The sequence below is a fragment of the uncultured Sphingomonas sp. genome, assembly GCF_913776855.1.
Lineage (GTDB): Bacteria > Pseudomonadota > Alphaproteobacteria > Sphingomonadales > Sphingomonadaceae > Sphingomonas.
This window is the reverse complement of sequence record NZ_CAJYQD010000034.1, coordinates 33,478-56,406: the sequence shown is the minus strand read 5'-3', so window position 1 is coordinate 56,406 and position 22,929 is coordinate 33,478. Positions and strand designations below refer to the sequence as shown.

The window sequence follows — 22,929 nt, the reverse complement described above, 5'->3', positions numbered from 1 at the left end:
TCAACCTACCGCCCCGACCGGTGCGCCATTGGCATTACGTTCGCGCACGCTCCACACCGCGGCGGCAGCGCAGAACAGCAGTACGCCGCACAGCGTCAGCACGTTACGCGGATCGCCGCCCAGCAACGGTTGGTAGAACAGCCACATCGTTGCCGAGAAGATCAGCATCGGAATGACGATCATCATGTTGAAAATGCCCATATAGACGCCGGTCCGCTCCGGCGGGATCGATCCGGCAAGGATGATGTACGGATTGCCCATCATGCTGGCCCAGCCGAGGCCGATGCCGATCGCAGGCAGGAACAGCAGCGCCTTCGACGTGACATGCGGCAGGCAGACCATGCCGATGCCCGCCGCGACCAAGCTGAGCGCGTGGAGCGGGGCGGCACCGATGCGCCGCGCGATGGGGACCATGGCGAAGGCGGCGAGGAAGGCGACGCCGTTGTAGAACGCGGCGACCTCGCCATTGGTCAGCACGGCGGAATGGAAACCGGACGAGGTGGGATCGGCCGTGCCGTACACCGAACGGCCGATCGTGTAGATGACGTAGTTCCAGTACGCCATCATCGCGTACCACTGGAACAGGCTCATCAGCGCCAGCTTGCGCATCGCCGGCGGCATGTCGCGGATCGCGCTGCCGATTTCGGCGATCGTCGCGCCGAACGACTTGGGCTTAGCCGCGATGGCGCTCTTTTCGGTCGGGGTCAGCGGCAGTTCGGGCACGCGCAGGATCGACCAGAGGATCGTCGAGATCGACAGTACCGCCCCGACCATGAATGCCACGCGCGCGGTATAGGGGATGTTGTGGCTGTCGACCCAATCCTGGTTCATCCCCGCCCACACCAGCAGCGAGGGGGTGAGGAACGCCAGCATCTGCGCAAGACCGGTAAACGCGCTCTGCGTCAGGAAACCGATCTGGTGCTGATCCTCGTTCAGCCGGTCGCTGACATAGGCGCGATACGGTTCCATCGTGATGTTGTTGCCCGTGTCGAGAATCCACAGGAGCGATACCGCCATCAGGAGCGAGCTGGACAGCGGCATGAAGAACAGGCCGAGACAGCACAGCACCGCGCCCATCACGAAATAGGGGGTCCGCCGGCCCCAGCGGCTGTCCGTCCGATCGCTCAGCGCGCCGATCAGCGGTTGCACCAGCAGCCCGGTCAGCGGCCCGGCCAGCTGCAGCAACGGTATCTGCGCCTCGTTCGCACCCAGATAGCTGTAGATCGGCGCCATGTTCCCCTGTTGCAGTCCGAAGCTGAACTGCAGGCCAAGGAACCCCAGGTTCATCTCGAGGATGCGGGGCAGCGACAGGTGCGGTTTCATCGGGGGCGCCATGGTCGGTCCTGCTCCTTGCACGTCGGTCTATCGCCGACCGACCGCTTGTCGCCCCTAACGCAGCAAATTGCAACAATCGATTGCAAGGCAATACGCGAATGCCGGCCGTCGCACGGCGGCCGGTATCCGGATCAGTTAAGCGGTGCGCACTTCGCCGTCAGCCATGCGGCGGTTTCGCGGTCGAGCAGCGGGGTCAGTAACGCCTCGACCCGTGCATGATAGGCGTTGACCCAGGTTCGCTCTGCCGCCGTCAGCAGGGCGGGCACGATCAGTGATCGTTCGATCGGCACGAAGGTCAGCGTCTCGAAGCCCAGCATCGGCAGGTCGCCACCCGGAATATCGCGTTCGACAACCAGCAGCAGGTTTTCGATACGGATGCCGTATTCCCCCGCCTTGTAATAACCAGGCTCGTTGGACAGCATCATGCCGGCGCGCAGCGGCTCCAGCGGGCCGCCGCCGGGATAGTTGGGTGCGCCGATCCGTTGCGGCCCTTCATGAACGGACAGGAAGGCGCCGATGCCGTGGCCGGTGCCATGGGCATAGTCGATGCCGACTTCCCAGAGCGGACGACGCGCGAAGCCGTCAATATGGCCGCCCAGCGTGCCATCGGGAAAGACGGCGGTGTCGATCGCGATATGCCCTTTCAGAACGCGTGTGAACCGGTCGCGCATTTCGTCCGACACCTCGCCCACCGGCATGACGCGGGTGATGTCGGTGGTGCCGTCGGCATATTGGCCGCCCGAATCGATCAGGTAGAGCTGGCCGGGCAGGATGGCCGCGTCGCTGTCCACGGTCGCCTTGTAATGCGGGCTGGCGGCATGGGCGCCGGTCGCGCTGATCGTGTCGAACGACAGGTCGCGCAGGCATCCGGTTTCGCCGCGAATCGCCTCCAGCCGGTCGGAGGTCGAGAGTTCGGTAAGCGTGCCGGCCGGGGCCGTTTCCTCGAACCATTTCAGGAAGCGGACCATCGCCGCGCCGTCGCGGGCCTGCGCGGCGGCGTGGCCGGCGATCTCGACCGGGTTCTTGATCGCCTTTGCCAGCACGGTCGGGTCGCGTTCGGCGATGATCGTCGCGCCGCTCCGGCGCAGCGCGTCGTGGATCGCGGCGACGGCGCGGTCGGGATCGGCGGCGATGCGCTTGCCGGCAAAGCTGCCCAGCGCGGCAGCGAAGTCGGTCATCGGACGGACGGTAACGGCGTTGCCGAGGTGGCGAGCGACGTCCTCACCCACCTTGCCCGGCGCGGCGAACAGGTCGGCGGTGCCATCGGCATGGACGATGGCGTAGCTCAATGCCACCGGCGTATGCGCCACGTCGCTGCCGCGGATATTGAACGTCCAGGCGATCGAATCGAGCGCGGTCAGCACCACCGCGTCGGCGCGGCGTTCGCCGAGCCAGTCGCCGATCGCGGCACGCTTGTCGGCAGAGGTGCGGCCGGTCAGCGCATCGTCCTGCACTGTCATTGCTATGGGCGAGGGGGCGGGGCGGTCGTGCCACAGCGCATCGATCGGGTTGGCATCGACCGGGACCAGCACCGCGCCGACATCGCTAAGCGCGCGTTCGACGGCGGCAACCCAGTCGACCGTCGCCAGCCACGGGTCGAAACCGATCCGGTCGCCATCGCGGGCGTTGGTCCGCAGCCAGTCGGCCATCGCGGTCGCCGGGACCTGCACGAACTGCCAGTCGGCGGCGTCGACCTGTTCGCGCACCTGCAGGGTGTAGCGGCCATCGGTGAACATTGCGGCGGTATCGCCGAGGATGACGGCACTCCCCGCCGACCCCTTGAACCCCGTCAGCCAGGCAAGGCGCTGCGCATAGTCGCCGACATATTCGCTCATATATTCATCGGTCAGCGGTACGACGAACCCGGTCAGGTCGAGCGTGGCGAGATGGGCGCGGAGCGCGGACAGGCGTTCGGAATGGCTGGTCATGCCGCGTTCGTATCAGCCGAAACGGTCGGGCAAAAGCCACAAGCTCGCTCGACTTCCGCGAGGCATGGCCCCACATGGGCGGCCATGACCAAGCCCATTCCGCCGATCGCCGAACAGCGCGCCCATAGCTACGACCGTCACGGGATTACCGTGTCCGATCCCTGGGCTTGGCTGCGCGATCCGAACTATCCGAAGGTCGAGGACGCCGAGATCCTCGATTACCTCAAGGCCGAGAACGCCTATTTCGATGCGGTCATGGCGCCGCACCAGCCGCTGATCGATACGCTGTTCAGTGAGATGCGCGGACGGATCAAGGAGGATGACGCCACCGTGCCGCAGCGTGACGGCGACTGGTGGTACTGGTCCGATTTCGAAACCGGCGGCGAATATCGCCGCTGGTGGCGGCGGCCGGTCGCGGGCGGCGACGACGAATTGATCCTCGACGAACCCGCGCTGGCCGCGGGCAAGGAATATTTCCGGCTGGGCGCGCTATCGGTCAGTCCGGACGGGCGATTGCTCGCCTATGCGATCGACGATGACGGCGGCGAGCGGTTCGAGGCGCGGGTCAAGGACCTGGCGACCGGCGAACTGCTGGCGGACGTCATTCCGGGCACCCTGTCTGAACTGGTGTGGACGGCCGATTCGAGCGGGTTCCTCTACGGCCTCGCCAACGAGCAATGGCGGACCGACAATGCCCGGCTACACCGGATCGGCACGGCCGTCGATCAGGATATCGAGCTGTACCACGAGGCCGATGAAGGCTGGCGGGTGTCGGTCGGCGAAACCCAGTCGCGGCGCTTTCTGGTCATTTCGGCGGGCGATCACGTCACCAGCGAGGTGCGGCTGGTCCCGGCCGACGATCCGACCGCCGAACCGCTGCTGGTAAAGGCACGCGTGGAGGGCGTGGAGTATGACGTGGAGGAGCATGACGGCACGCTCTTCATCCACACCAACGACACGCACCCGAACTTCCGGCTGGCGACCGCTTCGCTGGACAGCCCGAGCGACTGGCAGGAGCTGATCGCCGCCGACCCGCATTTCTACATGACGGGCGTCGCGACCTTTGCGCGGTTCTTCGTGGTCGAGGGGCGGCTGGACGGACTCGACCAGATCCGGCTGCATGATTACGCCGGCGGGCCGGCACGGCCGATCGACTTTCCGGAGGCGAGCTTCGTCGTCGGGCTGGGTGACAATCCGGAATATGACGTCGATACGCTGCGGCTCGGGTACGAATCGATGGTCACGCCGGGCACCGTCTATGACTATGACGTGGCCAGCGGCGGCCTGACCGTGCGCAAGGTGCAGACGATCCCGTCGGGCTATGATCCGGCAAAGTACGTGACCGAGCGGCTGGAGATCACCGCGCGCGATGGGACCGCCATCCCGTGTTCGGTGGTGTATCCGAAGGATTATCCCCGCGACGGGACGGGCAAGCTGTATCTCTACAGCTATGGTGCGTACGGCTATGCGATCCCGCCGGGTTTCTCGACCAGCCGCATGTCGTTCCTCGACAGGGGCATGGCGTTTGCCATTGCCCATATCCGGGGCGGCGATGACCTGGGCCAGCAATGGTATCTGGACGGGAAGCTGGAGAAGCGGACCAACACCTTCAACGACTTCGTCGATGTGGCGAAGGGGCTGATCGAACGGGGCTATACCGCAGAGGGCAAGATCGCCATCGCCGGCGGATCGGCCGGCGGCGAGCTGATGGGCGCGGTAATGAACTCCGACCCCGAGCTGTGGGGCGCGGTGGTGGCGAGCGTACCGTTCGTCGACGTGCTGAACACGATGCTGGACGACAGCCTGCCGCTGACGCCGGGTGAGTGGCCAGAATGGGGCAACCCGATCGAGGACAAGGCGGCGTTCGAGCTGATCGCGTCGTACTCGCCCTATGACAATGTGAGGCCCCAAGCCTATCCGCCGGTGTTCATTTCGGGCGGGCTGAACGATCCGCGCGTGACCTATTGGGAGCCGGCGAAGTGGGCGGCGCGGCTCCGGGCGACGAAGACCGACGACAATGTGCTGCTGCTCAAGACCAATATGGGCGCAGGGCACGGCGGCAAGTCGGGCCGGTGGGAGAGCTTGAAGGAAGCCGCCGAGGAAATGGCGTTCGTGCTGTGGCAGCTGGGCGTGGAGGGTTAGAGGCTCCTCCCCGTGCCGGGGAGGATTTAGCGTTCCACCCGCGTCACATGGCCCATCTTGCGGCCGGGGCGGGCTTCGTGCTTGCCGTAGAGGTGGAGATGGGCGCCGCTTTCGGCCAGCAGTGCCGGCCATTGGTCCACGTCGTCGCCGATCAGGTTCGTCATCTCCACCCGCCTGGCGGTCATCGCGACGCTGCCGAGCGGCAGGCCCAGCACGGCGCGGACATGGTTTTCGAACTGCGAGGTTTCGCTGCCCTCGATCGTCCAGTGGCCGGAGTTATGGACGCGCGGGGCCATTTCGTTAAACACCGCGCCATCGCGCCCGCAGAAGAATTCGAGCGTCAGGACGCCGACATGGTCGAGCGCCTCGGCGACCTGGGCTGCCAGCGTCTCCGCCTCGGCACGCCAGGGTTCGATCACGGGGGCGGGGACGGTCGAGGTGTCGAGGATGCCGGCCTTGTGGACGTTCTTGGGCGTCGGATAGGTCACGAGTCCGCCGTCGAGGCCACGGGCGAGGACCACCGAAAATTCATCGTCGAAATCGACGAACGCTTCGAGGATCGCCGGGCCGCCGCCGATCGCGTCCCACGCGGCATCGGCGTCGGCGGGTGCCATCAGGCGGGCCTGGCCCTTGCCGTCATAGCCGAAGCGGGTGGTCTTGAGGACCGCCGGACAGCCGACCGCGGCGATGGCGGTGTCGAGCGCGGCACGATCGGTGACCTCGGCCCAGCGCGCGGGACGGCCGCCTAGCCCTTCGACGAAGCGCTTCTCGCGGACCCGGTCCTGCGCGACGGCCAGCGAGCGGGCAGAGGGGCGTACCTTGTCGCCCAGCGCCTCGATCGGGGCGGCGGCGATGTTCTCGAACTCATAGGTGACGACATCGACCTGGGCGGCGAACGCCTTGAGCGCGGCGACGTCGTCATAGGCACCGCGGCTGTGGGCGAAGGCGATGTCGTTGGCCGGGCCGCTGTCGGGGGCATAGACGTGGATGCGATAGCCGAGCTGCGCGGCGGCGACGCCGATCATCCGGCCAAGCTGACCCGACCCGATGATGCCGATGGTCGAACCGGGGGGCAGCGGGGTCATTGCGGGTCGATCGCCACGCCGTCGGTCTGCGCCGCGCGCCATGCGTCGAGCCGGTCGGCAAGCGCGTCGTCATGCGTTGCGAGGATCGAGGCGGCGAGCAGGCCGGCGTTGATCGCTCCGGCCTTGCCGATCGCCAGCGTGCCGACCGGCACACCGCCGGGCATCTGTACGATCGAGAGCAGGCTGTCCATGCCCTTCAGCGCCTTTGATTCGACCGGCACGCCCAGCACGGGCAGGCGGGTCATCGAGGCGACCATGCCGGGCAGGTGGGCGGCACCGCCGGCACCCGCGATCACGACCTTCAACCCGCGGCCCACTGCACCGGTGGCATATTCGACCAGCCGCTGCGGGGTGCGGTGGGCGGACACCACCTTGGTTTCATGGGGAATACCGAGCTTGGTCAGCACGTCGGCGGCATGTGCCATCGTGTCCCAGTCGGAAGTGCTGCCCATGATGATGCCGACCACGGTCACGTCGTTCATTCTCTGCCCGTAACGCTTTTGGGGGAGCCGTTGCTTAGGGAAGGGGCGGGAACAGGGCAAGCGGAAGGATTCCGTACCGGCATATTCAGGGCCAAAGTTCACGAAGTTCACACTAGTGGCGTTTTCGCCGCGTCGGCGTTTTGGCGGGCAAAGTTCACGAAGTTCACACTCGTGCGCTGTTTGCGCGGTGAGAATGGTGGCGGTGTCAAAGAGCGGCGGCCGGGGTTGGGGGCCGGTGGGGAGTTTGGCGGTGGTGGGGCGTGTAGGAAAGGCGTTTGTACGCCTACCCGCCAACGCCCCTTCCGTTTGCTTCGAGCGCAGGTTCGAGCCTGTCGAGAACCGTAGTCGAGAAGGAGGTGCCCCAAACGGGGCGTTCTCGACAGACGCTTCTCGACTTCGCTCGAAGCTGCTCGAACCGAACGGATTTGTGAGAGGAGAAGGCCCCCCTTACCGCTCGTTCAGATAATAACGATCGGTCGGCGTCAGGTCGTCGGCCAGTTCATAGACGATCGGCTGCCCGGTCGGGATTTCGAGGCCGGTGATCTCGTCGTCCGGGATGCCCGACAGATGCTTGACCAGCGCGCGCAGCGAGTTGCCGTGTGCCGAGATCAGCACGCGCTTGCCCGCCTTGAGTTCAGGCGCGATGCGGCTCTCCCAATAGGGCAGGACGCGGTCGATCGTGTCCTTGAGGCTTTCGGTCTGCGGAATGTCGATCCTGGCATAACGGCGGTCGGCCGACAGGTCCCACGGGCTGTCCGCTTCGGGAAGGGGCGGCGGTACGTCGAAGCTGCGGCGCCAGATCTTGACCTGTTCGTCGCCATGCTTGGCGGCGGTCTCCGCCTTGTCGAGGCCGGTCAGCCCGCCATAGTGCCGCTCGTTCAGGCGCCAGTCCTTTTCGACCGGGAGCCACAACCGGCCCATCGATTCCAGCGCGATGTTCAGCGTCTTGATCGCGCGGGTCTGGAAGCTGGTGAAGCACAGGTCGAAATCATGGCCCTTCTCGGTCAGAAGTTCGCCCGCCGCCTTGGCCTCCGCCTCACCCTTTTCAGTCAGGTTCACGTCCCACCAGCCGGTGAAGCGGTTTTCGAGGTTCCAGGCCGACTGGCCGTGGCGGATCAGGACGAGCGTGGGCATGGGGCCTCCATTGCGGTTGTCGCCGCTGCGCCTAGCCTAAAGCGTGCGCGAGAGGAACCGGTTGAAGGCGGTTGCGCGATAGCCGCCGAAGGGCAGGCAGGGCACGAAGCCGTTGCGCCGGTACAGGCGGTGGGCGGCTTCGAACATCGGTCCGGTGCCGGTTTCGAGCAGCAGGTGCGCCAGGTCGGCAGCGCAGGCGTCAGCGACGATCCGATCGAGAACGGCTTGTCCGACACCATGTCCGCGTGCCGCCGGATCGGTGCGCATCGACTTTACCTCACCCGTGCCATCGCCCAGCGTGCGCAGCGCCCCGCAGCCGAGCAGCGTGTCGCCGTCCCATGCGGTGTAGAAGGCGATGTCGGGCGTCGCCAGTGCCGACAGGTCGAGCGCATGGACGCTGCCCGGCGGCGAGCTGGCGCGCATATCGGCCAGATGCGCCGTCAGCAGCGCCGCCGTGGCCGGATGGTCGAGGCCGCCCGGACGGACGATCACCGGGTGAAGTCCGCCAAGACCTCCAGCCAGCTATGCGCAAGGCGCTTCGAGCGTTCGGGCGACCAGCCGAATTCGGGATCGGGATTGTCGTCGTGATCCTTGAACGGCATTTCAAGCGTCATGCTGAGCGCGCCGAAGCGGTTGGCGAGCTGGTTGGTCGACATCGAGAGATTGGCCTGACCGGGGGCGGACACGGGATAGCCGAGCTTCGTCTGGAACTCCGGCGTCGCCGCCGCCCAGGCCGCGCCAAACGCGGTGAAGCGGGCGCCGTGGTCGTCGGTCCAGTTGGGGATGCCTTCATAGCCGGCGATGAAGTTGGCGGGGATCGCTTCGTCGCCATGGACGTCGATGGCGATGTCGACGCCGGTTTCGTCCATGCGATTGCGGACGCACAGCACTTCGGGACTGCGCTCCGCCGTTGGTGCGTGCCATTCGCGGTTGAGGTTCACCCCGGCGGCGTTGGTGCGCAGATGCCCCCGGAACGAGCCGTCGGGATTCATGTTCGGCACGCAGTGAAAGGTCATGCGCGACCGGAGATCGGTGGCGAGCGAGTCGTTCGGGTCGGTCAGCCGCTCCAGCAGCCCCTCCATGAACCATTCGCACATCGATTCGCCGGGATGCTGGCGGGCATAGGCCCACACGTTCAGCGGGCCGTCGCCCAGGGTCAGATAGTCGATTGCGCGACCGTCCAGCGTCTGGCCCAGTTCGCGGTGTGCAACGCCCGGCTGTGCGGCGATGCGCGCGATCAGGTCGTCGTGGCGCTCCATCGAATAGGGTGCGAAGAAAGCGAACCACGCGAGTTCGGTGTCGATGGTCGCGGTGAAGGTCAGCACGCCATCGGCATAGCCGGTATCGACCTGCCGCCACGCCGTCCGATCGCTGCTCATGCGGGTACGATAGCCCGGCCAGCCGAACGCATAGGCCGCGCCGCCGGCATTGACGATGCGAAAGGTCAGGGTCCGCCCCCGCGCCCCGGCGACGCGGAAGTGGAACCACTGATAGAAGTCGGACTGGTGATCGGCCACGATTTCGAGGTCGAACCCATCGCCCTGTGAAGCGACGACGCGGATGTTGCCGCTGTCGAACGCGGCGTTGATGGTGATGCTCATTTCACCGTCGTAGTGATTCCCGACTCGCCTGGGAAGTTCCGGAACAGCGCATTGGCCAGCCGATCGGCTTGGAACACCGGCTGCGCGCCGGGGGTGTTTTCCAGCGAATCGGTGACGGCACGCCCTTCCCAGATGGTGGTAGCGTCGGCTCGGCGGCGAATCTGGACGCCCAGTTCGGTGCCGATCACCTCCCGCTGGCCACCGCCCAGGCCGAAGCCGACTCCGCCGCCAAGACCCACGCCGCCGCCGCGCCAGCCACCGCCACCGCCGCCCGCGCCGATGCCGATCGATACGGGCGCGCGCTTTTCGACGAAGCCCTTGGTCCCGCGCGTGAAGGCGACGCCGACGATCAGGTCCGACGGCTGCGTACCGGCGCGGGTGAAGCCGGCCTTTTCCAGTTCGCGCGCCACGGCGTTGCCATAGGTCTGGAATTCCGGGGTGGCCGACATGTTGGTCTGTACTGGTTCGATCGAGAAGCTGCCCTTTGCGATCGGTTCGTTCAGGTGGAACCGGGTGACTTCGACCGGGCTGGTCCGCGATCCGGTGGTCGTGCAACCGCTTGCCAGCAATGCGGCGGTCGCCGCCAGACCAAGCCCCAACGCCTTCTTCATGTCATCTACCCCGAAACTGCCACGGTTCATCAATCGACCCAACGCGTCACACGCCATTATGGGTTCATTGCGCAAGTGTTTCGATGCGTTACGACGGTTGCGTCTTGACGAAGCGGCCGTGCGGCGATAGCTGAGCGCCTCTTTTCCGGCCGTGCGAGCGGCCTCTTTGCCGTTTGAGAGCCGTTCCCATGAAGATCGTCAATTCGCTGAAGTCGCTCAAGGATCGTCACCGGGACAACCGCGTGATCCGTCGCCGCGGGCGCATCTACGTCATCAACAAGACCAACCGTCGCTTCAAGGCCCGCCAGGGCTGATCCGGCATCGGGTGGGCTTTGGCCTGCCCGGTATTGGGTTTCGAACAGGCATCCGGCCATGGGGTCGGGTGCCTGTTCGTGTTGATGCTCGGTTTGTAAAAATCGTCACTCCCGCGACGGCGGGAGCCCATATGCGCTGAGGCATCGAGTCTTACGCAGACGTTGGCGGTAATGAATTCCTGCCTTCGCGGGAATAATGAAGAGGGGAGGGCGGATTTTTACCGGTGCCGCCCGAAGCGTCGTCTCAGCGCAGGTGCGCTACACCGTCCCCTGCCGCGCCGCCGGTATCTTCGGCACGGTGCAGGCGATCAGGACGCGGCGGACACCGGCCGATCCGAAGACCCGCGTTGCGTGGCCGGTCGGGACCTTGTCGAGTTCGCGGCGCAGTTCGAGCGGGATCGCGGCGAAGGCGGTGTTGCGGCGTTCGGTGATCGACCCGGAAAAGCGCTTCTCCGCCTTGTAGCGCGCGGCGATCGTGCCGGCATCGGCGCAGCGGCGTATGGTGCGGGTGTCGGCGGCGAAGACTTCGGTCGCGACAGCCTGTTGGGCGGGCGACAGGCCGGGGGCCAGCTTGATCTCGAACTGGACGATGGTTGCGCGGCGCTGTTCCAGTCCGGCGGAAGGCTGCACCGCCAGCGCGAGCGCGAGGAGCGCGGCGTTCATGCCGGAACGTTTGCGGCGGAAGGGGTGTCGTCGAGCAGCGCCCAGCCGGTCGGCCCCAATACCTCCAGCGGACGGTACCGCGTCTTGTACGTCATGCGCGGCGACCCCTGTACCCAATAGCCGAGATAGACATGCGGCAAGCCGCCGGCTCGCGCACGGCGGATATGGTCGAGGATGATGAAGTTGCCGAGGCCGGGGCGGCTGTCATCGTCGGTTTCGAAGAAGCTGTAGACCATCGACAGTCCGTCGGCCTGTTCGTCGGTGATGCAAGCGCCGACCAGGCGGCCGGGCACGCCATCGACGGCCGGCTCGCGATATTCGATCACCCACGACGTGACCGGCGAATGCTCCACCATGTCGGCAAAGTCCGATTCGTCCATCGCGGTCATGCCGCCGCCGGGATGGCGCGCGGCGAGGTAGCGGCGCAGCAGGCGGAATTGTTCGTCGGTCGCCCAGGGCTTGCAGGCGCGGATATCGAGGTCCGAATGGCGCCGCATCAACTTGCGCTGGGTCGCGTTCATGGAGAAGTCGCTGGCGACGACGCGGACCGACACACAGGCGCTGCACCCGACGCAACTGGGGCGGTAGGCGACCGACTGGCTGCGGCGGAACCCGATCCGGCCCAATGCCTCGTTCAGTTCGTCCGCATTGTCGCCGCTCAGCTCGGTGAACACCTTCCGCTCCTGCCGCCCCGGCAGATAGGGGCAGGGCGCGGGCGAGGTGACGAAGAACCGGGGGAATCGAAACGGCGCGGTCACCCATTGCTCCTTCGGATCGGGCAGTCCCCGATAGAATGACGCAGTGGATATGGCGATGACAAGACGTGGCGAAAAGCGCGTTAACTGCGAATTTTGCGGGCGTCGTATCAGGCCGGCGGGCCCTCGGCGAATTGCGGCAGGCCATCGTCCAGCACCAGCCATGGTTGCTTTGCCGATACCCAGATATGGTCGGTCGGCGCGAAGCGTTCGGGATGGTCGAGCGTGCCCATCGTCAGCCCGATCGTCCCGGCCGTGGCGCGTTCGGAAAACAGCGTCGATCCGCAGGTCGGGCAGAAGCCGCGCCGGACGCCGGTATCACCGTCATACCACGCGACCGGCCCGTCGATCGTGACCGAGGCGAGCGGCACCATCACCCGCGCATAGAAAGGGCCGCCCGTCGCCCGCTGGCACCGATGACAGTGGCAGGCGCGGACGTTCATCACCGGCGCGTCGCTGCGGTAGCGACAGGCGCCGCACAGGCAGGCGCCGGTGATGGCGTCGGTCATGCCAGTTCGACCGTGCTGACTTCATAGCCGCCGGCCCGCAACCCTTCGACCAGCCGGTCGAGATGGTCGCGGTCGCGGGTTTCGCATTCGATGTCGGTGATCAGGCCCTTGGCCGGCAGCGTGGTGAAGACGCGCTGGTGATAGACCTCGATGATGTTGACGGTGTGTTCGTGGAAGATCTTGGCGACGTGGAACAGCGCGCCGGGGCGGTCCTGCAACCGGATGCGCAGCCGGGCAAGACGGCCCGAGCGGGCGAGGTCGCGGAGCAGCACGTTGGCGAGCAGGCGAGTGTCGATATTGCCGCCGCACAGGACGATGCCGACGGTCTTGCCCTTGAACCGCCCACCATGGCCGAGCAGCGCGGCGAGGCCGGCGGCACCGGCGCCCTCGACCACGGTCTTTTCGATCTGGACCAGCAGGCTGACGGCCTCCTCCAGCTGGCGTTCGCTGACCAGCACGATGTCGTCGACCAGCGCGGCCACGACCTGCGCGGTCAGGCCGCCGGGCTGCTTGACGGCAATGCCCTCTGCCAGCGTGTCGCCGGCGCACTCCATGTCGGTCCCGTGGAGGCTGTTGTACATCGACGGGAACAGCTCTGCCTGCACGCCGACGACTTCGATCGAGCGGTCGGCGGCCTTGGCGACGGTCGCGATCCCGCTGATGAGGCCGCCGCCGCCGATCGGCACGACCAGCGTGTCGAGTTCGGGCACGTCGGCCAGCATTTCCAGCGCGACGGTGCCCTGGCCCGCCATGATGCGCGGATCGTCGAAGGGATGGACGAAGGTCAGCCCCTGTTCGGCCTCCAGCTTGCGGGCATGGGCATAGGCCGCGTCGAACGTCTCGCCCTCCAGCACCACGGTCGCGCCGTGGCTCTGCGTCTGCATCACCTTCACGGTCGGAGTCGGGCGCGGCATGACGATGGTGACCGGCACGCCCAGCCGGTTGCCGTGATAGGCAAGGCCCTGCGCATGGTTGCCGGCCGAGGCGGCGATCACGCCCTTCGCACGGGTAGCTTCGTCGAGTTGCAGCAGGGTGTTGAGCGCGCCGCGTTCCTTGTAAGCGGCAGTGAACTGGAGGTTTTCGAACTTGAGATAGACGGTGGCGCCGGTCAGTTCCGACAGGGTGCGACTGATGAGGGTCGGCGTGCGGACGATCGAGCCGCCAATACGCATTGCCGCCGCACGAACATCGTCGACGGTGAGGGGCAGGGCGGGCGGAGCGATCGGGTTGGTAGCCATCGCGGGCGGGTAGCCGATTTGGGCGCGGAGGAAAAGGCGGGGAGGTCTTCCGCCCAATGTACGTACCACCCGTTTGCTTCGAGCGGAGGTTCGAGCCTGTCGAGAACCGTAGTCGAGAAGGGGGTGCCCCAAACGGGCCGTTCTCGACGGACGCTTCTCGACAGGCTCGAAGCTGCTCGAACCGAACGGGTTTTGAGTGGATTTTGAGTGGGTGCGGTTGGGGTGGCTGTACGGCTCCGCGCTTAGCTCCTACACCTCCGCCCCATGGCAAAACTCGCATTCATCGGCACCGGCGTCATGGGCGCTCCCATGGCCGGGCACCTCGTCTCCGTCGGCCATCAGGTCACCGTCTATAACCGCACCCGTGCCAAGGCCGATGCCTGGGCGGCGCAGCATGGCGGATCGGTCGCCGATACGCCGGCGGCTGCAGCCGAGGGAGCCGATGCGGTGTTCGCGTGCGTCGGCAACGACGACGATCTGCGGCAGGTGACGCTGGGCGACGATGGTGTATTCGCGACCCTGGGCAAAGGGGCGCTGTTCGCCGACCACACCACCGTGTCGGCGGCGATCGCGCGTGAACTGGCCGAGGCGGGCGCGGCGAAGGGGCTGTTGGTCCTCGATGCGCCGGTGTCGGGCGGGCAAGCGGGTGCCGAGAACGGCAAGCTGTCGATCATGTGCGGCGGTTCTCCGCAAGCGTTCGCCGCGGCCGAGCCGTTGATGGCCGCCTATGCCCAGCGCATCGTCCATGTCGGCGATGCGGGTGCGGGGCAGACGACCAAGATGGTCAACCAGATCTGTATCGCCGGCGTACTGGGCGGGCTGTCGGAGGCGCTGCGGTTCGCGCAGGCGTCCGACCTCGATCTCGATAAGGTGCTGGAGGCAGTGTCGGGCGGTGCGGCGCAGAGCTGGCAGATGGTCAATCGCTGGCCGACCATGGCGAAGGACGAATTCGACTTTGGCTTCGCGATCGACTGGATGCGCAAGGACTTGGGCCTCGCGCTCGATGAATCGCGACGTAATGGCGCGACGCTGCCGGTGACGGCGTTGGTCGATCAATTCTATGCGCAGGTGCAGGCCATGGGCGGCGGACGACAGGATACGAGTGCGCTGGTGCGGAGGATCGCGAAGTGATGCGGGCGGCACTCACCCTTGCCGCGCTGCTGCTGGCCGGGACCGCGCAGGCCGATGGGCTGGTCGATAATGTGAACGGCGTGGCGCTGGATTCACAGGGCCGCGTGGTGCGCTTTGGCGGCATCCTGATCGACAAGGACGGCAAGGTCGTTCGGCTGGTGCCGAAGGGCGAAAAGGCGCCAAAGAAGCTCGACTGGCGCAGCGACATGGGCGGCAGGATCGTGATGCCCGGCATGATCGACGCGCATGGGCATGTCATGTCGCTGGGCTATCGCGCGCTCGAACTCGACCTGTCGACCACGAAGTCGCTCGCGCAAGCGCAAGGCGCGATCCAGTCCTATGCGCGCAGCAACGGCAATCGCCAGTGGATATTGGGCGGTGGCTGGAACCAGGAGGCGTGGGGGCTGGGCCGGTTCCCCACCGCCGCCGAACTGGATGCGGCGGCGGGCGACAAGCCGGTGCTGCTGGAGCGTGCCGACGGCCATGCGGTGTGGGCGAACAGCGCGGCGATGAAGGCGGCGGGGATTACCGCGAAGACCGTCGCCCCGGCGGGCGGGCGGATCGAATTGCTGCCGAACGGCCAGCCATCGGGCGTGTTCGTCGACAATGCCGCCAGTCTGTTCGATGCGGCAAAGCCGAAGCCGTCCCCGCGCGAACGCAACGCCGCGTTCCTGAAGGCACAGGAGCTGTTGCTGTCGACCGGCATCACCGCGACGGCCGACATGGGCACGTCGGTCGACGACTGGCTGGTGTTCCGCCGCATGGGCGATATCGGCCAGCTGCGCGTGCGGATCATGAGCTATGCCGCGGGCCTCGAACCAGCATTGACCATTGCCGGGGCGGGGCCGACGCCGTGGCTCTATGGCGACCGGCTGCGCTTGGGCGGGATCAAGCTGTACGCCGATGGCGCGCTGGGGTCGCGCGGGGCGTGGCTGAAGGCGCCGTATAGCGATGCGCCGAAGCAGACCGGGCTGTCGTTCATCAACGATACCACGCTGCTGAACCTGCTGAGCCGGGGCACGATGGACGGGTTCCAGTTCGCGATCCATGCGATCGGCGACCGCGCGAACCGGCAGGTACTGGACGCGATCGACGAGCTGGCATCGTCGTACAAGGACGACCGCCGCTGGCGGATCGAACATGCGCAGGTCCTCGACCCGGCCGACCTGCCGCGACTGGGCAGGAACGGGATCATCGCGTCGATGCAGCCGGTCCATGCGACCGGCGACCGGACCATGGCGGAGGCGCGGCTGGGGCCGGCGCGGCTGACCGGGGCCTATGCGTGGGCGACGGTGCTGCGCGATGGCGGGCGGCTGGCGTTCGGGTCGGACTATCCGGTCGAGAATCCGAACCCCTTCGTCGGCTGGGCAGCGGCATTCACCCGCGAGGATGCGAACGGGCAGCCGCCGGGTGGCTGGCGGCCGGAGGAGAAGGTGACCCGCGAACAGGCGTGGAAGGCGTTCACGCAGGATGCGGCGTTCGCCGGCTTTGCGGAACAGCGTTTCGGGTCGCTGCTGCCGGGACAGAAGGCGGACTTCATCGTCGTCGACCGCGATCCGGTGTCGGCGACGCCCGCCGAGCTGCGCGCGACGCGGGTGATCGAGACATGGGTCGGCGGGTACAAGGCGTGGCCGCTGAAGGACGTGCCGAAGGTCCAGGGGCGATAATTTCTTCCCCAGAATGGGGAGGGGGCCGCCGTGTAACGGTGGCGGAGGGGCTTCCTCATGCGAATCGTTCGTGGACATCCCCCTCCACCAGCCTGCGGTTGGTCCCCCTCCCCATTCTGGGGAGGATTAATGTGCCATCCTGATACGTCCCGGATTGCCGGGGTGTGTTGCTGCTCCGCTTGCCCTACATTGGCGGGCGACAGGAGGATCGATGCGCGTTTCGTTGCGAACCGGGTTGGGCGTGGCAATGCTGGTCGGCGTGGTCGGAGCCACGGCGGGCGGGGCGGCGATGCTGCTCAGCGCCGAGCGGCCTGCGCCCCTTGCCGCCAAGCCGGTGGCGAAGGTCGCGGCGGCGAAACCCGTGCCCGTCGCGACTCCGGCCGCTGTGTCGACGCCCGCACCCGAGGCGATGGTCGTTCGCCGGGTGCTGAACATCGACGGGCCGTTCACCCATGGCCGCTGGGTCTGGGACGAGGACGGCGCGCCGGCCAAGGGTCCGTTGGTGGTCACGATCGACCTGGATGCGCAGGTGCTGTCGGTGTTTCGCGATGGCTACGAGATCGGCGCGGCGGTGGTGCTATATGGTGCCGACTGGAAACCGACCCCCTTGGGCGCGCTGAAGATTACCGAGAAGGATGCCGACCATGTCAGCAACCTGTATGGTGCGCCGATGCCCTATATGCTGCGGCTGACCAATGACGGCATCTCGATCCACGGCAGCGACGTCCAGGAAGGCGGCGCGACGCACGGCTGTATCGGCGTGCCGACCGCGTTCGCGAAGAAGCTGTTCGGCGTGGCGAAGCTGGGCGACCGGGTCATCATCACCAATGGCAAGCGACTGGGGATGGGTGGGGCGATTACGGCGTAAGTGGCCGTATCCCCGCGCAGGCGGGGGTCCAGAGCCGCGAGCGTATCGCTTCGTTACCCTGGATCCCCGCCTATGCGGGGATACGAAAGCTCGTTTGGTGGGGGTGTCTGCCCCGTTCTCGACGGGCGCTTCTTGATAAGCTCGAAGCTGCTCGAACCGAACGGGATGGGAATGGATGGGTCGGGAGGCGCGCCGCTTACGCGACGGCCGCCTCGACCAATTCATCGGGCTCGCGCAGCACATAACCGCGGCCCCAGACGGTCTCGATATAATTGTCGCCTTCGCACGCCATGCTGAGCTTCTTGCGCAGCTTGCAGATGAAGACGTCGATGATCTTGAGTTCCGGCTCGTCCATCCCGCCATAGAGATGGTTGAGGAACATTTCCTTGGTCAGCGTCGTACCCTTGCGGAGCGACAGTAGCTCCAGCATCGCATATTCCTTGCCGGTCAGGTGGACCCGTGCGCCGTCGACGTCGACCGTCTTGGCATCGAGGTTGACCGAGAGCTTGCCGGTGCGGATGACCGACTGCGAATGCCCCTTCGACCGGCGGACGACGGCGTGGATGCGCGCGATCAGTTCCTCGCGGTGGAACGGCTTGGTCACGTAATCGTCGGCACCGAAGCCGAACGAGCGCACCTTCGAATCCATTTCGTCGATGCCCGACAGGATCAGGACCGGGGTCTGCACGCGTGCGACGCGCAGTTTCTTCAGAACGTCGTACCCGTGCATGTCGGGCAGGTTCAGGTCGAGCAGGATGATGTCGTAATCGTACAGCTTGCCCAGATCGAGGCCTTCTTCGCCCAGATCGGTCGTGTAGATGTTGAACCCTTCGGTCGTGAGCATCAGTTCGATCGCCTTGGCGGTCGTCGGCTCGTCCTCGATCAGCAGCACGCGCATCGGCTCAATTCCCCCGTTTCGCGGCGCGCTATCGTCCCTGACCGGCGCGCAGCGGAAACATTAACGTAAACACCTATGAAGGCAAAAGGTTAATTTCTTCCTAATCGAAAACACTTCGTAAATTCCGTTGGTTAAGCGGAACGAAGGGTTCTATGATGGTAAACGGCAGGCCGAAGAAAAGGTTTAGCGAAATTAACGCTGGTTGCAGCTGCGGCGGAAACGGTCGGCGAAAAAGTCGATCAGTGCCTCGACCCGCGCGGGACGCAGCGTGCCGGGCGGCGTGAGCAGGTGTAGCGCGACGCTGCCGCTGTTCCAGTCGGGCAGGACGGGTTCCAGCCGCCCGGCGGCGATGTCGGCGTCCACCAGGAAATCGGGCAGGCGCGCGACGCCCAGTCCGGCGCACAAGGCGGGCAGCAACGCTTCGCCGTTATTCGTCGCCAGCGGCCCGGTCGGCCGCACCGCGACCTCCTCTTCGCCGCGCCGGAAATGCCAGATCGCGCTGGGAAGGTTGGTGTAGCCGAAACAGTCATGGTCGCCGAGGTCGGCGGGATGCGCCGGCCGTCCGCGCCGGTTCCAATAGGCGGGCGCGGCAACGATGTGGATCGCCACGGGCGCCAAGCGACGCGCCCGCAGCGAGCTGTCGGGCAGGTCGGCGATACGCAGCGCCACATCGATGCCGTCGGCGACGATGTCGACCTTGGCATCCGACAGGGTCAAGTCGATCTCCACGCCCGGATGGTCGCGCAGAAAGTCGGCGATCGCAGGAGCGACATGGGCAAGGCCGAACGACATCGGCGCCGCCATTCGGACGAGGCCGGTGGGTGCGGCGGCGGCGTCGCGCGCCTGTTCCTCCGCTGCCTGCGCTTCGGCAAGAATGCGGCCGGCGCGTTCGGCGAGCGACTGCCCGGCATCGGTCAGCGTCAGCCGGCGCGAGGTGCGGTGGAACAGCGTGGTGCCGAGCGAGGCTTCCAGCCGGGCCACTGCCTTCGACACCGTGGCCTTCGACACGCCGATCGACTGGGCCGCCGCGCTGAACGAACGGTGTTCGACGACGCAGGCGAACATCGCCCAGGCTTCGAAATCGGGAAGTCGCATTACCCCTCCATTCGTGAAACGATCGGTTTCCGACGTTTCCATTTACGCAATGATCGCGCGACCTATCTTGCGGGTCAAGCAAGGAGATCGACGATGATCGACAAACGTGACTTCACCAGCCTGGGCCATGCCGACCATGGATGGCTGAACGCCCGCCACCATTTCAGCTTCGCCAATTATTACGATCCCAAGCGGATGGGCTGGGGCGCGATCCGGGTGTGGAACGACGACGAGATCGCCGCGAACAGCGGGTTTCCGCCGCATCCGCACAAGGACATGGAGATCATCACCTATGTCCGTTCCGGCGCGATCACCCATCAGGATTCGATGGGCAACAAGGGCCGGACGACCGCAGGCGATGTGCAGGTCATGAGCGCCGGTACCGGCGTGCGCCATGCCGAATATAATCTGGAGCCGGAGACGACCCGTATCTTCCAGATCTGGATCGAGCCGCGTCAGAAGGGCGGCGCACCAGCATGGGGTGCCAAGCCGTTTCCGAAGGGCGAGCGGTCGGGCCGCTTCGTCACGCTGGCCAGCGGGTTCGACGATGATGGCGACGCCTTGCGCATCCGGGCGGAAGCACGCGTGCTGGGCGCGACGCTGAAGGCCGGGGAAAGCGTGGAACATAGCGTGGGCGAAGGGCGTCACGCCTATCTGGTCGCCGCGACCGGCGCGATCACCATCGACGGCGTCGCCTTTCAGGCACGCGACGGGGCCGCGCTGTCCGGCGGGCAGACCGTCACCATCACCGCGACCGAGGACGCCGAAATCGTCCTGGTCGATTCCGAATAATTCCAAGGGAGTAGCTGCACATGTCGAAGGTTCTGGTCCTCTATTATTCGTCCTATGGCCATATCGCGAAGATGGCCGATGCGGTCGCAGAAGGCGCGCGTTCGGCAGGTGCCGAGGTGGACGTCCGCCGGGTGCGCGAAACCGCCCCGGACGAGGTGGCGAAGTCGGCCGGCTTCCAGGTCGCGGATCATCACGAATTGCTGACCGATCCCAACGAACTGACCAACTATGACGCGATCATCGTCGGCACCGGCACGCGCTATGGCCGGATGTCGAGCCAGATGGCGGCGTTCTGGGACACGACCGGCGGCGTGTGGGCCAAGGGCGGGCTGGTCAACAAGATCGGCGGCGCCTTCACCTCGACCGCGACGCAGCATGGCGGGCAGGAAACGACGCTGTTCTCGATCATCACCAACCTGATGCATCACGGCATGACGATCGTCGGCCTCGATTATGCCTATGAAGGCCATACCGGGCTGGACGAGGTGAATGGCAGCACGCCCTATGGCGCGTCGACCATCGCCGGGGGCGACGGCAGCCGGCAGCCGAGCGAGATCGAGCTGGGCGGCGCGCGGCATCAGGGCAAGCGGATCGCCGAGCTGGCTGCAAAGGTCTTCGGTTAAATCATTGCGGGGCGGCCGGGAGGTCGCCCCGTTACGCCGGCACCCGCGCGTCGAGGTGCAGGTAGCGCGGATCGAACTCGGCAGCTTCCTTCAGCGCGTCGATATCGTGGATCGTCATCCGCCGGTCGCGGGTGGTGACCAGCCCTTCGGTGCGCAGCCGTTGCAGTACCCGATTGACATGGACCGGCGTGATACCGAGCGTATCGCCCAGTTGCTCTTGGGTCAGCGGCAGGTCGAACGAACCGCCGGTGGTCCGCTTAACCTGGCACATGCGTAACCATAGCTCACAAAATAGATGCGCCATGCGAGTATAGGAATCGCGCTGGGCAACATTGACCAGCCATTCGCGCGACACTGCTTCGTCAGCTAGCGCCGACCACCAGAAGCCCCGCGCAAGTGCCGGATAGCGTTCGGTGAGATCGAGGATCACCCGTTTGGGGATCGCCGCGACACGCGCTTCACCGAGGGCACGGATCGAATGGTCCATCTGTTCGAAAATGAAGATATGGGGGTCGCACAGGTCGCCGGGGATAAGGAAGGCGAGGATCTGTCGCTTTCCATCGGGCAGGTCGTTGTACCGGCACGCCCAGCCATCGAGCACGAGGAATACCTGTTCCGGGCGGTCCCCGACGCGGATCAGGTCGCGACCCTTTACAGTGAAGGTGTCGTTGCACACTTCGTCCAGAGCGGCGGCTTCTTCTGCCGTCAGCTTGGTGAAGCTGATCAATTTGGTCGTTAGCGGGTTCGACATGGGTTCCTCCTGTCGAGATCGGCCTCCTCAAGATTTCGTCCGTAGCGTACCAAACTAACCAAGGTTGGGCGCGCGGGTTCGTTCCATGCCGTCTGTGAAACGGTCGCACGATAGGACCAACCGAGCGCGGGTTGGATTGTTAGCGCTATCGGCTATCATCGTCGCAACGATACAAGAGGGAGAGGCGGATGCGCGGGATAGTGATGTGGGGTTCGCTGACGATGGCGGTCGCGACGATGGCCGGGGCGCAGGAGCGAACCGCGCCGGTACCGGGCAGCAACCCGATCATCCGCGACAAGTTCACCGCCGATCCCGCGCCGCTGGTCGTTGGCGACCGCCTGTATCTGTATGTCGGGCATGACCAGGCCGAACGCGACCAAATGTTCAACATGCGCGAATGGTTGGTCTATTCGACCACCGACATGCGCCATTGGACCGATCACGGCCCGATCATGAAGGTCGCCGATTTCAAATGGGCGAAGGCCGATGCCTGGGCGAGCCAGGCGATCTCTAGGAACGGCAAATACTGGTTCTATGCCGCGGTCGAGCATGACGACACCCATCCCGGCAAGGCGATCGCAGTGGCGGTGTCGGACAAACCGACCGGTCCGTTCGTCGACGCGAAGGGATCGGCGCTCATCACCAACCAGATGACGCCCAAGGGCACCCATAGCTGGGAAGACATCGACCCGACCGTGTTTACCGACAAGGACGGGACGACGTGGATCGCGTGGGGCAACCGGCAATGCTATATCGCGAAGCTGAAGCCCAACATGATCGAAATCGACGGGCCGATCACCGAAATAACCCCGCCGCATTTCGAGGAAGGGCCGTGGCTGCATGAGCGAAACGGCACCTATTACCTGACCTATGCCTCGCTCGACCGGTCGAAGCATCGCGACGAGCGGGTGTCCTATGCCACCGCGCCGTCGATCAAGGGACCGTGGACCTATCGCGGGGAACTGACCGGTTCGGGCAAGTACAGCTTCACCATCCATCCGGGCATCGTCGAGTATAAGGGCGACTGGTATCTGTTCCTGCACAATGCGACGCTGGCGATCGGCGACCTGAACGGCGCGATCGGGCGGCGGGCGGTGACGGTCGAGCGGCTGCGGTATAATAAGGACGGGACGATGCAGCCGGTGGTGCAGACCGATGCGGGGATTACGGCGCCAGCAAAATAAGGGGTGAGGGTGCTGAGGTCCGATCGACACTCCGTGCATTGGACGACTGCTACATCCTGAATCGTCACTCCCGCGCAGGCGGGAGTCCATATGCGCCGCCGTCGCGAACCCGGCTAAAACGTA

Annotated in this window: 23 protein-coding genes; 8 read left to right on the top strand and 15 right to left on the bottom strand. The window is 65.8% G+C overall.

Annotation, left to right across the window (positions count from 1 at the left end; translation table 11 throughout):
- Together QZ755_RS10020 and QZ755_RS10015 are read right to left on the bottom strand one after the other, a co-directional pair.
- Complete coding sequence (locus QZ755_RS10020) at positions 1–1,335, bottom strand: MFS transporter (RefSeq protein WP_294322413.1); 1,335 nt, start codon at positions 1,333–1,335, stop codon at positions 1–3.
- Positions 1,336–1,466: 131 nt separating this feature from the next.
- Positions 1,467–3,263, bottom strand: a complete 1,797-nt coding sequence (locus QZ755_RS10015; RefSeq protein WP_294322411.1) for an aminopeptidase P family protein — start codon at positions 3,261–3,263, stop codon at positions 1,467–1,469.
- Positions 3,264–3,347: 84 nt separating this feature from the next.
- Here QZ755_RS10015 and QZ755_RS10010 point away from each other — a divergent pair, with 84 nt between their 5' ends.
- A complete protein-coding gene (locus QZ755_RS10010; RefSeq protein ID WP_294322410.1) occupies positions 3,348–5,405 on the top strand; it encodes a S9 family peptidase in 2,058 nt (685 codons plus the stop codon).
- 26 nt (positions 5,406–5,431) lie between these two features.
- On the opposite strand, the gene QZ755_RS10005 is transcribed toward QZ755_RS10010, so the two are convergent.
- From QZ755_RS10005 to QZ755_RS09980, 6 genes are all read right to left on the bottom strand, one after another.
- A complete protein-coding gene (locus tag QZ755_RS10005) occupies positions 5,432–6,490 on the bottom strand; it encodes a 5-(carboxyamino)imidazole ribonucleotide synthase (RefSeq protein ID WP_294322408.1) in 1,059 nt (352 codons plus the stop codon).
- Entirely contained in the window at positions 6,487–6,972 is a 486-nt protein-coding gene (gene purE, locus QZ755_RS10000) for a 5-(carboxyamino)imidazole ribonucleotide mutase (protein ID WP_294322406.1), read from the bottom strand. Before purE ends, QZ755_RS10005 begins: the two co-directional genes overlap by 4 nt.
- A gap of 447 nt (positions 6,973–7,419) precedes the next feature.
- Positions 7,420–8,106: a 2,3-diphosphoglycerate-dependent phosphoglycerate mutase gene (gpmA, locus tag QZ755_RS09995; protein WP_294322404.1), complete on the bottom strand. Its 687-nt coding sequence runs from the start codon at positions 8,104–8,106 to the stop codon at positions 7,420–7,422.
- A 36-nt stretch (positions 8,107–8,142) separates the two neighbouring features.
- Positions 8,143–8,598, bottom strand: coding sequence for a GNAT family N-acetyltransferase (locus QZ755_RS09990; protein ID WP_294322402.1), 456 nt, complete (start codon positions 8,596–8,598; stop codon positions 8,143–8,145).
- A complete protein-coding gene (locus tag QZ755_RS09985) occupies positions 8,595–9,707 on the bottom strand; it encodes a M14-type cytosolic carboxypeptidase (RefSeq protein ID WP_294322400.1) in 1,113 nt (370 codons plus the stop codon). Before QZ755_RS09985 ends, QZ755_RS09990 begins: the two co-directional genes overlap by 4 nt.
- Positions 9,704–10,318: a DUF4136 domain-containing protein gene (locus QZ755_RS09980; RefSeq protein ID WP_294322397.1), complete on the bottom strand. Its 615-nt coding sequence runs from the start codon at positions 10,316–10,318 to the stop codon at positions 9,704–9,706. The genes QZ755_RS09985 and QZ755_RS09980 overlap by 4 nt, the downstream gene beginning before the upstream one ends.
- A gap of 188 nt (positions 10,319–10,506) precedes the next feature.
- Between QZ755_RS09980 and ykgO the strand changes: the two genes are divergently transcribed.
- Complete coding sequence (gene ykgO, locus QZ755_RS09975; RefSeq protein WP_055755695.1) at positions 10,507–10,632, top strand: type B 50S ribosomal protein L36; 126 nt, start codon at positions 10,507–10,509, stop codon at positions 10,630–10,632.
- Between the two features lie 258 nt (positions 10,633–10,890).
- Here ykgO and QZ755_RS09970 read toward each other — a convergent pair whose 3' ends face one another.
- The 4 genes from QZ755_RS09970 to QZ755_RS09955 form a co-directional block, all read right to left on the bottom strand.
- Positions 10,891–11,295, bottom strand: a complete 405-nt coding sequence (locus tag QZ755_RS09970; RefSeq protein WP_294322395.1) for a hypothetical protein — start codon at positions 11,293–11,295, stop codon at positions 10,891–10,893.
- Complete coding sequence (locus QZ755_RS09965; RefSeq protein ID WP_294322393.1) at positions 11,292–12,053, bottom strand: arginyltransferase; 762 nt, start codon at positions 12,051–12,053, stop codon at positions 11,292–11,294. The genes QZ755_RS09970 and QZ755_RS09965 overlap by 4 nt, the downstream gene beginning before the upstream one ends.
- 107 nt (positions 12,054–12,160) lie before the next feature.
- Positions 12,161–12,559, bottom strand: coding sequence for a GFA family protein (locus QZ755_RS09960; protein ID WP_294322392.1), 399 nt, complete (start codon positions 12,557–12,559; stop codon positions 12,161–12,163).
- A complete protein-coding gene (locus QZ755_RS09955; RefSeq protein ID WP_294322390.1) occupies positions 12,556–13,797 on the bottom strand; it encodes a threonine ammonia-lyase in 1,242 nt (413 codons plus the stop codon). Before QZ755_RS09955 ends, QZ755_RS09960 begins: the two co-directional genes overlap by 4 nt.
- 264 nt (positions 13,798–14,061) lie before the next feature.
- On the opposite strand from QZ755_RS09955, the gene QZ755_RS09950 reads away from it, so the two are divergent.
- The 3 genes from QZ755_RS09950 (at position 14,062) to QZ755_RS09940 (ending at position 17,463) form a co-directional block, all read left to right on the top strand.
- Positions 14,062–14,928, top strand: a complete 867-nt coding sequence (locus QZ755_RS09950) for an NAD(P)-dependent oxidoreductase (protein WP_294322388.1) — start codon at positions 14,062–14,064, stop codon at positions 14,926–14,928.
- Complete coding sequence (locus QZ755_RS09945; protein ID WP_294322386.1) at positions 14,928–16,595, top strand: amidohydrolase family protein; 1,668 nt, start codon at positions 14,928–14,930, stop codon at positions 16,593–16,595. Before QZ755_RS09950 ends, QZ755_RS09945 begins: the two co-directional genes overlap by 1 nt.
- Before the next feature lie 211 nt (positions 16,596–16,806).
- Complete coding sequence (locus tag QZ755_RS09940) at positions 16,807–17,463, top strand: L,D-transpeptidase family protein (protein WP_294322385.1); 657 nt, start codon at positions 16,807–16,809, stop codon at positions 17,461–17,463.
- A 196-nt stretch (positions 17,464–17,659) separates the two neighbouring features.
- Here the strand turns inward: QZ755_RS09940 and ctrA are convergent, their stop codons facing one another.
- Positions 17,660–18,361, bottom strand: coding sequence for a response regulator transcription factor CtrA (gene ctrA, locus QZ755_RS09935; RefSeq protein WP_294322383.1), 702 nt, complete (start codon positions 18,359–18,361; stop codon positions 17,660–17,662).
- Positions 18,362–18,553: 192 nt separating this feature from the next.
- Complete coding sequence (locus QZ755_RS09930; protein WP_294322381.1) at positions 18,554–19,456, bottom strand: LysR family transcriptional regulator; 903 nt, start codon at positions 19,454–19,456, stop codon at positions 18,554–18,556.
- 93 nt (positions 19,457–19,549) lie between these two features.
- On the opposite strand from QZ755_RS09930, the gene QZ755_RS09925 reads away from it, so the two are divergent.
- Positions 19,550–20,248: a pirin family protein gene (locus tag QZ755_RS09925; protein ID WP_294322380.1), complete on the top strand. Its 699-nt coding sequence runs from the start codon at positions 19,550–19,552 to the stop codon at positions 20,246–20,248.
- Between the two features lie 20 nt (positions 20,249–20,268).
- Positions 20,269–20,871 (top strand): NAD(P)H:quinone oxidoreductase, encoded by a 603-nt coding sequence (gene wrbA, locus QZ755_RS09920; protein ID WP_294322378.1) that lies wholly within the window; start codon positions 20,269–20,271, stop codon positions 20,869–20,871.
- Between the two features lie 31 nt (positions 20,872–20,902).
- On the opposite strand, the gene QZ755_RS09915 is transcribed toward wrbA, so the two are convergent.
- Complete coding sequence (locus QZ755_RS09915; RefSeq protein WP_294322376.1) at positions 20,903–21,622, bottom strand: Crp/Fnr family transcriptional regulator; 720 nt, start codon at positions 21,620–21,622, stop codon at positions 20,903–20,905.
- Positions 21,623–21,810: 188 nt separating this feature from the next.
- Between QZ755_RS09915 and QZ755_RS09910 the strand changes: the two genes are divergently transcribed.
- Positions 21,811–22,806 carry a glycoside hydrolase family 43 protein gene (locus QZ755_RS09910; protein WP_294322374.1) on the top strand — a complete coding sequence of 332 codons (996 nt, stop codon included), beginning with the start codon at positions 21,811–21,813 and terminating at the stop codon, positions 22,804–22,806.
- Positions 22,807–22,929: the final 123 nt, after the last annotated feature.

Bases quoted from the DNA above. Each gene is read 5' to 3' on its own strand.
- QZ755_RS09985 (WP_294322400.1), bottom strand. From the start codon at position 9,707: ATGAGCATCACCATCAACGCCGCGTTCGACAGCGGCAACATCCGCGTC.
- ctrA (WP_294322383.1), bottom strand. From the start codon at position 18,361: ATGCGCGTGCTGCTGATCGAGGACGAGCCGACGACCGCCAAGGCGATC.
- QZ755_RS09945 (WP_294322386.1), top strand. From the start codon at position 14,928: ATGCGGGCGGCACTCACCCTTGCCGCGCTGCTGCTGGCCGGGACCGCG.
- QZ755_RS09950 (WP_294322388.1), top strand. From the start codon at position 14,062: ATGGCAAAACTCGCATTCATCGGCACCGGCGTCATGGGCGCTCCCATG.
- QZ755_RS09915 (WP_294322376.1), bottom strand. From the start codon at position 21,622: ATGTCGAACCCGCTAACGACCAAATTGATCAGCTTCACCAAGCTGACG.
- QZ755_RS10015 (WP_294322411.1), bottom strand. From the start codon at position 3,263: ATGACCAGCCATTCCGAACGCCTGTCCGCGCTCCGCGCCCATCTCGCC.
- QZ755_RS09980 (WP_294322397.1), bottom strand. From the start codon at position 10,318: ATGAAGAAGGCGTTGGGGCTTGGTCTGGCGGCGACCGCCGCATTGCTG.
- QZ755_RS10010 (WP_294322410.1), top strand. From the start codon at position 3,348: ATGACCAAGCCCATTCCGCCGATCGCCGAACAGCGCGCCCATAGCTAC.
- QZ755_RS09960 (WP_294322392.1), bottom strand. From the start codon at position 12,559: ATGACCGACGCCATCACCGGCGCCTGCCTGTGCGGCGCCTGTCGCTAC.
- QZ755_RS09910 (WP_294322374.1), top strand. From the start codon at position 21,811: ATGCGCGGGATAGTGATGTGGGGTTCGCTGACGATGGCGGTCGCGACG.
- QZ755_RS09940 (WP_294322385.1), top strand. From the start codon at position 16,807: ATGCGCGTTTCGTTGCGAACCGGGTTGGGCGTGGCAATGCTGGTCGGC.
- ykgO (WP_055755695.1), top strand. From the start codon at position 10,507: ATGAAGATCGTCAATTCGCTGAAGTCGCTCAAGGATCGTCACCGGGAC.
- QZ755_RS10020 (WP_294322413.1), bottom strand. From the start codon at position 1,335: ATGGCGCCCCCGATGAAACCGCACCTGTCGCTGCCCCGCATCCTCGAG.
- purE (WP_294322406.1), bottom strand. From the start codon at position 6,972: ATGAACGACGTGACCGTGGTCGGCATCATCATGGGCAGCACTTCCGAC.
- QZ755_RS09930 (WP_294322381.1), bottom strand. From the start codon at position 19,456: ATGCGACTTCCCGATTTCGAAGCCTGGGCGATGTTCGCCTGCGTCGTC.
- QZ755_RS09970 (WP_294322395.1), bottom strand. From the start codon at position 11,295: ATGAACGCCGCGCTCCTCGCGCTCGCGCTGGCGGTGCAGCCTTCCGCC.
- gpmA (WP_294322404.1), bottom strand. From the start codon at position 8,106: ATGCCCACGCTCGTCCTGATCCGCCACGGCCAGTCGGCCTGGAACCTC.
- QZ755_RS09955 (WP_294322390.1), bottom strand. From the start codon at position 13,797: ATGGCTACCAACCCGATCGCTCCGCCCGCCCTGCCCCTCACCGTCGAC.
- QZ755_RS10005 (WP_294322408.1), bottom strand. From the start codon at position 6,490: ATGACCCCGCTGCCCCCCGGTTCGACCATCGGCATCATCGGGTCGGGT.
- QZ755_RS09925 (WP_294322380.1), top strand. From the start codon at position 19,550: ATGATCGACAAACGTGACTTCACCAGCCTGGGCCATGCCGACCATGGA.
- wrbA (WP_294322378.1), top strand. From the start codon at position 20,269: ATGTCGAAGGTTCTGGTCCTCTATTATTCGTCCTATGGCCATATCGCG.